Source organism: Azospirillum himalayense (genome assembly GCF_042657465.1).
Taxonomy (GTDB): Bacteria; Pseudomonadota; Alphaproteobacteria; order Azospirillales; family Azospirillaceae; genus Azospirillum; species Azospirillum himalayense.
This window is the reverse complement of the sequence record NZ_JBHSLC010000023.1, coordinates 218,783-230,500: the sequence shown is the minus strand read 5'-3', so window position 1 is coordinate 230,500 and position 11,718 is coordinate 218,783. Positions and strand designations below refer to the sequence as shown.

The following is an 11,718-nucleotide window of genomic DNA, read 5'->3' as shown; positions in this document are numbered from 1 at the left end:
GCATCAGGTCGTCGTTCTCGTACTGCACCGAGCAGGTCTTGATCGACGTTTCGGCGCAGAATTTCTTGAAGCCCTCCGGCAGGCTTTCCGACCACAGCACCGTCAGGTTCGGTTCCGGCGCCGGGCCGAGGTTGTTCAGGGTCTGGAGCATGCGGAAGCTGTTCTTCGTCACCAGCGTGCGCCCGTCGAGCGCCATGCCGCCGATGCACTCGGTCACCCAGGTCGGGTCGCCCGAGAAGAGCTGGTCGTATTCCGGCGTGCGCAGGAAGCGGACGATGCGCAGCTTGGTCACGAACTGGTCGATCAGCTCCTGCGCCTCCTCCTCGCTCAGCAAACCGTCGCGCAGATCGCGCTCGACGTAGACGTCGAGGAAGCTCGACACACGGCCGAGCGACATGGCCGCCCCATTGGCCTCCTTCACCGCGGCCAGATAGGCCAGATACGTCCACTGCACCGCCTCGCGGGCGTTGGCCGCCGGGCGCGACACGTCGAAACCGTATGACTTGGCCATGGCGGCCAGTTCCTTCAGCGCCTTGATCTGCTCGGTGATCTCCTCGCGCAGGCGCAGGGCGTTCTCGTCGATGCGGTCGACCTCAAGGCTCTTGTACTGGGCCTTCTTGTCCTCGATCAGGAAGGTCGCGCCGTAGAGCGCCAGCCGACGGTAATCGCCGATGATGCGCCCGCGGCCGTAGGCGTCGGGCAGGCCGGTGATGACGCCGGACTTGCGGCAGCGCAGCATCTCGTCGGTGTAGACGTCGAAGACGCCGTCGTTGTGCGACTTGCGCAGGCCGGGGAACACCTCCTCCAGCTTGGGCGAGGGTTTGAAGCCGTAGGCCTCCAGCCCGTTCTTGACCATCCGCCAGCCGCCGAAGGGCATGATCGCGCGCTTCAGCGGCTTGTCCGTCTGCAGGCCGACGACGAGTTCAAGCTCCCGGTCGATGTAGCCCGGCGCGTGGGCGGTGATCGAGCCGAAGACTTCCGTGTCGGCGTCGAGCACGCCGCCCTTGGCCGCGCGCTCCTCCTTCAGCAGGGCGGTGACCTTGTCCCACAGCGCCTTGGTCCGCCCGGTCGGGCCGGTCAGGAAGCGTGAATCCCCGGCGTAGGGGTGAACGTTGCGGACGATGAAGTCGCGGACGTTGACCTCTTGCTGCCAGACGCCCGGAACGAAGCGGCGCCAGGGGCGCTCGGCTTGCTGTTCCGGGGTCTCGACGAGTCCGTCTCTCAGCAGGGTGTCCATGATGTCTCCTCACGAAAAGGCGTCTGGGCGGCACGCGCCGCGTCGCTGATCGACCCTGGAGGCCCCCCAGTGGAGGGGTCGGAAGACCGCCGGAGCCCGGTCGGAGCGGGGGTGGCGGTATGGCAACGGGCTGTGAAGCCGGCAGGGCCAAAAATCATTCTGTAGTTTTGCTACATAAACCGGAACCACGAGGCGCGCAAGGCAAAAGCGGTTGATTTTCCACGTTCTTCGATGAACTTACTGTGACGGAACGCCGCATCGTCGGCGATCCCGGTATGTGGGACGGCGCCGCCGATAGCACCCTTCTATCGGGTCATGTAGTTTTACTATCTGTGCTACAATGGCGGACGGACGGAACGGGGGAACAGGCCGATGCTGGCGAGGATCATGGCGGTGCGTGACGGGCTCCGTCCTTCGGAACGGAAGCTGGCGGACTGCGTGCTGGCCCAGCCGGGCGAGGTCATCACCCTGTCGATGGCCGACATGGCCGAGCGCGCCGGGGTCAGCGAGCCGACCATCGCCCGCTTCTGCGGGGCGCTGGGCTGCAGCGGCTTCCGCGAGTTCAAGATCAAGCTGGCCCAGGACATCGCCGCCGGCATGCCCTTCATCGACCAGGAGGTCAGCCCGGACGACCGAGCGGCGGGCATCGCGGGGAAGGTGTTCGACCGCACCCTGGCGACGCTCATGCAGGTGCGCAACAACCTGTCGGCGGAGGCGGTGGACCGCGCCGCCGACCTGCTGGCCGGGGCGCGGCGGATCGAGTTCTACGGCTCCGGCAACTCCGGCACGGTGGCGCAGGACATCCAGCGCCGCTTCTTCCGGCTGGGCATCCCCACGGTCGCCTACAGCGACGCCCACGTCTATTTCGTGTCGGCCCTGTCGCTCGCCCCCGGCGACGCGGTGGTCGCCGTGTCCAGCTCGGGCGGCACCCGCGACATGCTGGAGGCCGTGCAGAACGCGCTGTCCGCCGGGGCTGCGGTCATTGCCATCACCCGATCCGGCTCGCCGCTGGCGCAGCTCGCCACGGTCAGCCTGCTCGCCGACGTCACGGAAGACTTCGACATCCACTCGCCCATGACGTCGCGCATCAGCCATCTGGTCCTCGGCGACATACTGTCGATTGCCGTGGCGCTGCGCAAAGGCGACGCCCTGCGGGAGCGGCTGGAGCGCCACAAGCAGGCGCTCAGCCGCCACCCCCGAGAACAATAAATACTAGTATATTAGTTTGGAGACAAGCCGCTCCGCCCGTCCTGTGCCGTTCTGCCGCAGATCCCAAAGCAAAAAGCCCGGCCCCGTTTCCGGGACCGGGCTTTTGCAGCCGCGGCCGAACCGTCAGTCGCCGGCGTGCACCGGCTCGGTGCCCGGCGGGAGGTGGGCACCGGCACGCTTGCTGCCGAACAGGCGGTAGACCGCGACGAAGAAAACCGGGACGAAGAGGACCGCCAGCACGGTGGCGGAGATCATGCCGCCCATCACGCCGACGCCGATGGCGTTCTGGCTTTCCGAACCGGCGCCGCTGCTGGTCGCCAGCGGCAGCACGCCCAGCACGAAGGCCAGCGAGGTCATGATGATCGGACGCAGGCGCTGACGGCACGCCTCGATGGCGGCGTCCTTCAGCTCCATGCCCTCGTCGTACAGCGCCTTGGCGAACTCCACGATCAGGATGGCGTTCTTCGCCGACAGGCCGATGGTCGTCAGCAGGCCCACCTGGAAGTAAACGTCGCTCGGCAGACCGCGCAGCGTGGCGGCGAGCACGGCGCCGATGACGCCCAGCGGCACCACCAGGATGACCGACACCGGCACCGACCAGCTCTCGTAGAGCGCGGCCAGGCAGAGGAAGACGATCAGCATGGACAGGGCGTAGAGCGCCGGGGCCTGCGACCCGCTCAGCCGCTCCTCGTAGGACAGGCCGGTCCATTCATAGCCGACGCCCGGCGGCAGCTTGGCCATCATCGCCTCCATCTCCTGCATCGCCTCGCCGGAGCTGATGCCCGGCGCCGCCGAGCCCTGGATGTTGAGCGACGACATGCCGTTGTACCGCTCCAGCTTCGGCGACCCATAGGTCCATTGCGCCGTGGTGAAGGCGGAGAAGGGAACCATCTGGCCGGTGGCGTTGCGCACGTACCAGCGGTCGACGTCGCTCGGCTGCATGCGGTAGGGGGCGTCCGCCTGGAGGTAGACGCGCTTCACGCGCCCCCGGTCGATGAAGTCGTTGACGTAGGAGGAGCCCCAGGCCGCCGTCAGGGTCGTGTTGACGTCGGTCAGCGACAGGCCGAGCGCGCTGGCCTTCTCACGGTCCACCGTCAGCTTGAACTGCGGCGTGTCCTCCAGGCCGTTCGGGCGGACGCCGACCAGTTTGGGGTTCTGCCCCGCCAAGCCCAGCAGTTGGTTGCGCGCCTGCATCAGCCGGTCGTGCCCGACGCCGCCGCGGTCCACCAGCTGGAGGTCGAAGCCGGTGGCGTTGCCGAGCCCCGGAACCGAGGGCGGCATGAAGGCGAAGACCACCGCGTCCTTGGCCTTCGACAGGGCGCCCATGGCGCGGCCGGCGATGGCCGTCGGCTTGCGGTCGGCGGCCTCGCGCTCGCTCCAGTCGCGCAGCCGGACGAAGGCCATGCCGGCGTTCTGGCCGCGGCCCGCGAAGTTGAAGCCGGCGATGGTGAACAGGCCCTCGACGCTGTCCTTCTCCTTCTCCAGGAAATAGGTCTCGACCTGCTTGGTGGTCTCCATCGTGCGCTCAATGCTGGCGTTCGGCGGGGCCGACCACAGCACGAACATCGTTCCGCGGTCCTCCTGCGGCAGGAAGGAGGAGGGCATCTGGAGGAACAGGTAGGCCAGTCCGCCGACGATCAGCGCGTAGGCGAGGCCGTAGCGCCCGAGCCGCGACACCGCCCCGCGCACGCCGCGCAGATAGACCCGGCTGCTGGCGTCGAAGCCGCGGTTGAACAGACCGAAGAAGCCGCGCTTGGCGTGGCCGTGGCCCTTCGCCACCGGCTTCAGGATGGTGGCGCAGAGCGCCGGGGTCAGCACCAGGGCGACCAGCACCGACAGCGCCATCGCCGACACGATGGTCAGCGAGAACTGGCGGTAAATGGCGCCGGCGGAGCCACCGAAGAAGGCCATCGGGACGAACACGGCGGACAGCACCAGCGCGATGCCGATCAGCGCGCCGGTGATCTGGCCCATCGACTTGCGGGTCGCCTCGCGCGGGGGCAGCCCGTCCTCGCTCATCACGCGCTCGACGTTCTCCACCACCACGATGGCGTCGTCGACCAGCAGGCCGATGGCCAGCACCATGCCGAACATGGTCAGCGTGTTGATCGAGAAGCCGAACAGCGACAGCACGCCGAAGGTGCCCAAAAGCACCACGGGGACCGCGATGGTCGGGATCAGCGTCGCCCGGAAATTCTGCAGGAACAGGTACATCACGACGAAGACGAGGATGATCGCCTCGATCAGCGTCTTGACGACCTCGTGGATCGACAGCTCGACGAAGGGCGTCGTGTCGTAGGGGTAGATGACCTCCAGCCCTTCCGGAAAGAAGGCCGACAGCTCGGCGATGCGCGCCTTCACGGCGGCGGCGGTGTCCAGCGCGTTGGCCCCGGTCGCCAGCTTGATGCCCAGGCCGGCCGCCGGCTTGCCGTTGTAGCGGGCGGTGATCTCGTAGGTTTCCTGCCCGATCTCGATCCGCGCGACGTCGCGCAGCCGCACTTGGCCGCCGTCGGGGTTGACGCGCAGCAGGATGGCGCCGAACTCCTCCGGCGTCTGCATGCGCGACTGTGCCATGATGGTGGCGTTGATGCGCTGGCCGGGCACCGCCGGGGCGCCGCCGAGCTGGCCCGCCGACACCTGCGCGTTCTCCGCCTTGATGGCGTTGGTGACGTCGATGGTGGTCAGCTGGTGGCTGTTCAGCGCGTCAGGATCCAGCCAGATCCGCATGGCGTGCTGCGGGCCGAACACGGTGATGTCGCCCACGCCCTCGACGCGGCTGATCGTGTCCTGGAGGTTGGAGGCCACATAGTCGGCGATGTCGCCCTGGCTCAGCCGCCCGTCGCTGGACACGAAGCCGGCGACCATCAGGAAGTCGTTGCCGGCCTTCGACACCTGGAGGCCGCGCTGCTGCACCTCCTGCGGCAGGAGCGGCACGGCGAGCTGGAGCTTGTTCTGCACCTGGACCTGGGCGATGTCCGGGTTGGCCTCCGGCTCGAAGGTCAGGGTGATGGTGACGTTGCCCGACGAATCGCTGTTCGACGACATGTAGCGGAAGTGGTCGAGCCCGGTCATCTTCTGTTCGATGACCTGGGTGACCGTGTCCTCCAGCGTCTTCGCGGACGCGCCGGGATAGCTGGCGGTGATGGACACCGTCGGCGGGGCGATCTTCGGGTATTGCTCGACGGGCAGGCCCAGGATCGCCAGACCGCCCGCCAGCATGATCACGATGGCGATGACCCAGGCGAAGACGGGCCGGTCGATGAAGTATTTCGACATGGATCGGTCCTCGGTCTCAGCGCGCCTGCGGTCCGGGCAGGGCCGCCACGGCGGCCTGCGCCGGGACCGGCTTGACCTCGCCCCCCGGCTTCACCTTCTGAAGCCCCTCGACCACGATGCGCTCGCCCGCCTTCAGACCATCGGAGACCAGCCAGGCGTTGTTGATCGCCCGCTCGGTCTTGATGGTGCGCGGGTTCACCTTGTTGTCGTCGCCGACCACCCAGACGCGGGCCGAGCCGTCCGGACCGCGCTGCACCGCCTCCTGCGGCACGGCGAGCGCGTTCTCGGCGACGCCCTGCTCGACGCGGGCGCGCACGAACAGGCCGGGCAGCAAATTCAGGTTCGGGTTCGGGAAGACCGCGCGGAGCTGCACGGAGCTGGTGCCCGGATCGACCGACACGTCGGAGAACTGAAGCTCGCCGCGCTGCGGATAGGGGGCCTCCGCCGCGTGCAGGAACAGCGAGACGGGGATCTTGCCGGGCTCGGCCGGGCGGATGCGCCCGCTCTCCATGTCCTGGCGGAGCTGCATGAGCTGCGAGGCGGTCTGGGTCACGTCCACATAGATCGGGTCGAGCTGCTGGACGGTGGCGAGCGCCGTCGCCTGGTTGGCGGTGACCAGCGCGCCTTCCGTCACGGCGGACTTGCCGATGCGGCCGGAGATGGGGGCAAAGACCTTGGTGTAGTCCAGGTTGATGCGCGCCAGATTGTAGGCGGCCTTGGCAGCGGCGAGCTGCGCCTCGTTCTGCTTCAGCGCGGCCATGGCGTCGTCGTAGTCCTGCTTGCTGACGACGCTGTTCTTGACGAGGTCGTTGTAGCGGGCCGCCTTGTTGCGGGCGGCCTGCAGGTTGGCCTCCGCCTTCTGGACGTCGGCCTGGGCGACGGCGAGGTTGGCCTCGTAGGTGGCCGGATCGATCTGGTAGAGCTGGTCGCCCGCCTTGACGTCGCTCCCCTCCGTGAAGAAGCGCTTCAGCACGATGCCGCTGACCTGCGGGCGGATCTCCGCCACGCGGAAGGCCGCGGTGCGGCCCGGCAGCTCGGTGGTGACGGACAGGCTCTGCGGCTGGATGGTCGCCACCGCGACCTCCGCCGGACCGGGCGCCGGCTGGCCCCCCGCGGCGTGCTTCTTGTCCTGGCAAGCGCCCAGCACCACGGTCAGGGAGGCCGCCACGGCAAGAGACAGAAATGCGTTCCTGTTGAACATCCGTTCCTCGTGAAAACGCCGTGATGCGGCGATGAAATGTCCTAATGAGCCGGGGGCGTTCCACATTCCGCCCGGCTTTCGGGACCGACGGAAAAAGCCGGTACGCGCGGACGGTGCGAAATGACCCCTTTATTCGTACTGTCTCATACAGTACACTGTACCGGACGATACATTCAGAACGACCGTTCGCGCAAGGGGGAACCGCAATGCCCGACAAGGGGGCATCCACACCGTTCCACGGCGGAATCGCTGGGGGCGGAATCGCTGGGGGCGGAATCGCCGGGAGCGGCATTGCCGCACTCGGCACCGGCGGCTTTGACACGCCCGGCTGCGGCCCGCGCGGCCAGGCCCGCTGCCGGGCGCTGCTCGACGCCGCGGCGACGCTGTTCGTGGAGAAGGGATTCGCGCTGACCTCGCTGTCCGACATCCTGCGGCAGGCCGGCGGGTCGCGCACCACTCTCTACGAGCATTTCGGCGACAAGGAGGGGCTGTTCCGTGCGGTGATGGAGCGCCACTGCGACCGCGTGCTGGAGGAGATGTCGGCCATGCGCGCCGCCGGCCCGGCGGCGATGGCCGAGGAGCTTGAAGAGAATCTGTACCGCGTCGGCCTGCACATCGCCGGCACGCTGACCATGCCGGAAACCACCGCCATCCTGCGCATCCTGGTATCGGAAGGCGGGCGCATCCCCGACATCGCCCGGGCCTTCTTCCAGGTCGGCCCGGAGAAGACCATCGGTTGGCTCGCCGACTGTTTCCGCGAACTGTCCGAGGCGGGGCGCCTGCGCATCGACGATCCGGAGGGGGCCGCCCACGCCTTCATCGGCATGGTGGTCGGCGACCTGCTGACCAAGCGGCTGATCCTTCCGGACGAGCCCGTCTCTATGGAGGAGTTGGAGCGTTACGTCCGCCAGTCCGTACGGTTGTTCCTCGCAGGGACGCGGCCATGACCGTGGATAGTGATTGTGGGGAGAGCGGCGTATTGCCGTCTTGCCAGCGGGGGCGGCACGGGTCATAGCTCCCGCGACGATGCGCGCTTGCTGTGGCGTTGCCCCCACCCCAGCCCTCCCCCGCTTCGCGGGAGAGGGTGCCTTCCGCGAAGCGGCGGCAGTCCCCTCCCCTGCGAAGCGGGGGAGGGCTGGGGAGAGGGCAACCGCCGCCAGCGCTAAGGAAAAAACCGATGGACCGGGGAAACGCCAGGGAATTGACGGACAGGGCAACGGACAAGGACACATCCACGGTCGGCCCGCGCGGTCGGGCGCGCCGGCAGGCCCTGCTCGACGCGGCGGCGGCGCTGTTCGTCGAGAAGGGCTTCGAGAAGACCACGCTGACCGACATCATCGGTCGGGCCGGCGGCTCCCGCGCCACCCTCTACGAGCATTTCGGCGACAAGGAGGGGCTGTTCCGCGCGATGATGGAGGAGAACAGCGCCCGCATCCAGGACGGGCTCGCCGCCATCCAGGCCGACGAGCGGGCAGCGCCGGAGGACGGGTTGACCCGCTTCGCCCTTCACCTCGTGGCGGCGCTGTTCGACGACCGCACCATGGCCATCGTCCGCGTGCTGGTGTCGGAAGGCGGGCGCATCCCCGACATCGCCGAAGCCTTCTTCCGCATCGGCCCGGAAACCGCCCAGCGGCGGCTGGCCGACTATCTGGCGCGGCAGACCGCCGCCGGTGCCTTGTCCGTCGCGGAGCCGGAGGCGGCCGCCCGCGGCTTCATCGGCATGATCACCGGCAACATCCTGCTGCGCCGCCTGATCCTGCCGGAACAATCCTTCTCCAGGGAGGAGGTTGAGCGTTACGTCGGACGGGCCGTCGCCCTCTTCCTGATGGGCGCCCGCCCCATTGCGGAGCACTGACCTTGGGCTGAGGACGGCCCGGCCGGGCGCAGGAAAGCGTTAGGACCGAAGGACAGGCACTGCAACATACTGCGGTATGCTAGGGTTCACACGATCGCTTCCTTCATCCCAACGGCCTCCGGGCCGGGACGGTCGATCGTGTCCATGGTCCGCTGGCTTCTGCTGCTCGTCTTCACCCTGGCCCCGCTGATCGGGTTCGAGGTCTATTCCCACACCCGGCTGCGGGCGGAGCGGGAGGCCGAACTCGGTCAGGAGGCGTTGCGCCTGCTCGACCTGATCCAGACCGAACAGCAGCGGATCGTCGATGACATCGAACACATCCTGGTCACGCTGGCGGAAGCGGACATCGCCGGCCCGGCCTGCCAGGAGACGATGGAGCGGTTGCGCCAGCGCCTGCCCAGCTATCTGACGCTGGGTTTCGCCGACCGGTCGGGGATCGTCCTGTGCTCCACCGACCGGCGGACCGTCGGGACCGGGACCGCCGACCAGCCGCAGGTCCGGCAGGCCCTGTCCACCGGCCTCTTCTCGGTGGGCGAGTATGTCGCCACCGAGGGGCCGCGGCGCCGTGTCCTGCCCTTCGCCCTGCCCTACGCACGGGGGGGCGGCGAGAGCGGCAAGGAGGGTGGGAGCGGACCGGCGGTCGTCACCGCCCTGCTCGACCTCGATTGGCTGCGCCAGTATCAGGCGCGCAAACCCCTGCCGCCGAACGTGACCGTCCTTCTGGCCGACCGCGCCGGCACCGTCCTCGTCCGCGTGCCGGACCTTCAGGGAATCGTCGGCCAGCCGCTTCCCGAACGGCTCGGCTTGTACCTCAGCGGCGCGGAGACGGCGACGGCGCTGACCGAAGGGCTGGACGGGACGCCCCGCGTCACCGCCTACTCCCCGCCCGGCGCCAACGGCAGCGGCCTCGCCATCGCCGTGGGGATCGACCGGGCCGCCGCGCTGCGCACCGTCGACGTGGCCACCCTGTGGTCGTGGTTCCCCTTCCTGCTCATCCTGCTGCTCACCCTGACCGGAACCGCCTGGGCCATCGGGCGCCTGACCCGCCAGCGCGAGACGGAGCGGTCGCTGCTGAAGGCGGTGCTGGAGCATCTGCGCGCCGGCGTGGTGGTGGCCGAGGCGCCAACCGGGCGGGTGATCCTGCACAACAGCGCCGCGGAACGGCTGATCGGCCAGCCTCTGGGCCGGATCGACCGCATCGAGGACTACCCCCGCCCTTTCACCGGCAGCCCGTCGGAAGGTTCTTCGGAGCTGCCGCTGGTCCGCGCCCTGCGCGACGGCACGGTGGTTCGGCAGGAGGAACTGCGCCGCGACACCCCGGCCGGTCCCATCACCTGTCTGGCCGACGCCGAGCCGGTGCGCGACCCCGACGGCTGCATCACGCTGGCCGTCGTCACCCTGACCGACATCACCGAGCGCAAGGCCGGCGAGGAGGCCCTGCGGCGGAGCGAGACCCGCTTCCGCGAGCTGGTCGAGAATACCCCTGTGATGATGTGGATCAACCGGCCGGACGGCGGCCGGGAATACTACAACGCCGCCTGGCGCTCCTACACAGGGCGCAGCCTGGAGCAGGGGGAACGCTGGTCCTACATCCACCCCGCCGATTATCCACGGCTGCTCGACTGCCGCGAGCGGGGCATCGCCGCGGGCGAATCCTACGGCTTCGACGTGCGCATGCAGCGCCACGACGGGGCCTACCGCTGGCACGTCTGCCGGATCAACCCGATGCGCCAGAACGATCAGATCATCGCCTGGGTGGGCACCGCGGTGGACGTGCACGACAGCCGCATGGCCCGCGAGGCGGCGGAGCAGGCCGACCGCTCCAAGAGCCGCTTCCTGGCTGCCGCCAGCCACGACCTGCGCCAACCCATGCAGTCCATGTTCTTCTTCGCCGAGGCGCTGCACAGCCACGTCCATTCCCCGCGCGGGCGCGACGCCCTGGCGATGCTGGAGCGTGGGATGGAGACGCTGAAGGGCCTGCTCGACAGCCTGCTGGACGTTTCGCAGCTGGACGCCGGGGTGATCCAGCCGCGGATCGAGGACATCGCGGTCAAGCCGCTGCTCGACGACATCGGCTCCTCCTACGCCCCGGTCGCCGCCGCCAAGGGTCTGGATCTCCAGGTGGTGAACCATCACGACCTGACCGTGCGCAGCGACCGCAACCTGCTGGGACGCATGGTCCGCAATCTGGTGGAGAACGCCATCCGCTACACCGAGCGCGGGGCGATCCGCCTGGAGTGCCACCCCCTGGACGGCCACGCCGGCATCCAGGTGCGCGACACCGGGATCGGCATCTCCGGCGAGCAGATGTCCTGGATCTTCGAGGAGTTCTATCAGGTCGGCAACCCCGAGCGGGACCGCAACCAGGGGCTCGGCCTCGGCCTCGCCATCGTGCAGAAGCTGTCGGCCCTGCTCGGCCACCCGGTGGAGGTGCGCTCCGAACTCGGCAAGGGGTCGGTGTTCCGCATCTCCGTCCCCCTCGGCGACGCCACGGAAAGCCCGGCTCCGGCACTTCCACCCCGCGAGACGGAGCGCGGGCGGCTGGCCGTCCTGATCGACGACGACGCCATCGTCCTGATGGGGCTGCGCTCGATCTTCCAGGACTGGGGCTACGACACCATCGTCGCCTCCTCCACCGAGGAGGCGCTGGACCGCCTGCGGGCGGCGGCGCGGCGGCCCGACGTGATGGTCGCCGACTATCGCCTGCGCGAGCACAAGGTGGGCACCGAGGCCATCCTGAAGATCCGTGAACTGGCCGGGGCGCCGGTGCCCGCCGTCCTGCTGACCGGCGATTCCGGCCCCGACGTGATGCAGGAGGCCGAACGGCACGGGATCGGCGTGATGTTCAAGCCGGTGACCGCCCGCCTGCTGCAGGAAGCGCTGACCCGCCAGACCGGCACCGCCGCGTGACGGTGCGGAGCGGGCCAAATCTCCCTATGA

The 11,718-nt window shown here is 68.7% G+C and carries 7 protein-coding genes; 4 read left to right on the top strand and 3 right to left on the bottom strand.

Going from position 1 to position 11,718, the window contains the following annotated elements:
* The coding region (locus tag ACFPMG_RS15145) for a pyruvate formate lyase family protein (RefSeq protein ID WP_376995926.1) at positions 1 to 1,237 on the bottom strand (1,237 nt) is incomplete at its 3' end.
* 372 nt (positions 1,238 to 1,609) lie between these two features.
* On the opposite strand from ACFPMG_RS15145, the gene ACFPMG_RS15140 reads away from it, so the two are divergent.
* Positions 1,610 to 2,446: a MurR/RpiR family transcriptional regulator gene (locus tag ACFPMG_RS15140; protein WP_376995925.1), complete on the top strand. Its 837-nt coding sequence runs from the start codon at positions 1,610 to 1,612 to the stop codon at positions 2,444 to 2,446.
* A gap of 123 nt (positions 2,447 to 2,569) precedes the next feature.
* On the opposite strand, the gene ACFPMG_RS15135 is transcribed toward ACFPMG_RS15140, so the two are convergent.
* Both ACFPMG_RS15135 and ACFPMG_RS15130 read right to left on the bottom strand, forming a co-directional pair.
* The gene (locus ACFPMG_RS15135) at positions 2,570 to 5,722 is read right to left on the bottom strand and encodes an efflux RND transporter permease subunit (RefSeq protein ID WP_376995923.1); all 3,153 of its coding nucleotides are present in this window, start codon (positions 5,720 to 5,722) and stop codon (positions 2,570 to 2,572) included.
* Between the two features lie 16 nt (positions 5,723 to 5,738).
* On the bottom strand, positions 5,739 to 6,923 hold the full coding sequence (locus ACFPMG_RS15130) for an efflux RND transporter periplasmic adaptor subunit (RefSeq protein ID WP_376995922.1): 1,185 nt from the start codon (positions 6,921 to 6,923) through the stop codon (positions 5,739 to 5,741).
* A 206-nt stretch (positions 6,924 to 7,129) separates the two neighbouring features.
* Here ACFPMG_RS15130 and ACFPMG_RS15125 point away from each other — a divergent pair, with 206 nt between their 5' ends.
* The 3 genes from ACFPMG_RS15125 (at position 7,130) to ACFPMG_RS15115 (ending at position 11,688) form a co-directional block, all read left to right on the top strand.
* Positions 7,130 to 7,870, top strand: coding sequence for a TetR/AcrR family transcriptional regulator (locus ACFPMG_RS15125; RefSeq protein ID WP_376995921.1), 741 nt, complete (start codon positions 7,130 to 7,132; stop codon positions 7,868 to 7,870).
* Between the two features lie 230 nt (positions 7,871 to 8,100).
* Complete coding sequence (locus tag ACFPMG_RS15120) at positions 8,101 to 8,778, top strand: TetR/AcrR family transcriptional regulator (protein ID WP_376995920.1); 678 nt, start codon at positions 8,101 to 8,103, stop codon at positions 8,776 to 8,778.
* Positions 8,779 to 8,922: 144 nt separating this feature from the next.
* Complete coding sequence (locus ACFPMG_RS15115) at positions 8,923 to 11,688, top strand: hybrid sensor histidine kinase/response regulator (protein ID WP_376995928.1); 2,766 nt, start codon at positions 8,923 to 8,925, stop codon at positions 11,686 to 11,688.
* Positions 11,689 to 11,718 lie beyond the last annotated feature (30 nt).

Bases quoted from the DNA above. Each gene is read 5' to 3' on its own strand.
- ACFPMG_RS15140 (WP_376995925.1), top strand. From the start codon at position 1,610: ATGCTGGCGAGGATCATGGCGGTGCGTGACGGGCTCCGTCCTTCGGAA.
- ACFPMG_RS15135 (WP_376995923.1), bottom strand. From the start codon at position 5,722: ATGTCGAAATACTTCATCGACCGGCCCGTCTTCGCCTGGGTCATCGCC.
- ACFPMG_RS15130 (WP_376995922.1), bottom strand. From the start codon at position 6,923: ATGTTCAACAGGAACGCATTTCTGTCTCTTGCCGTGGCGGCCTCCCTG.
- ACFPMG_RS15125 (WP_376995921.1), top strand. From the start codon at position 7,130: ATGCCCGACAAGGGGGCATCCACACCGTTCCACGGCGGAATCGCTGGG.
- ACFPMG_RS15120 (WP_376995920.1), top strand. From the start codon at position 8,101: ATGGACCGGGGAAACGCCAGGGAATTGACGGACAGGGCAACGGACAAG.
- ACFPMG_RS15115 (WP_376995928.1), top strand. From the start codon at position 8,923: ATGGTCCGCTGGCTTCTGCTGCTCGTCTTCACCCTGGCCCCGCTGATC.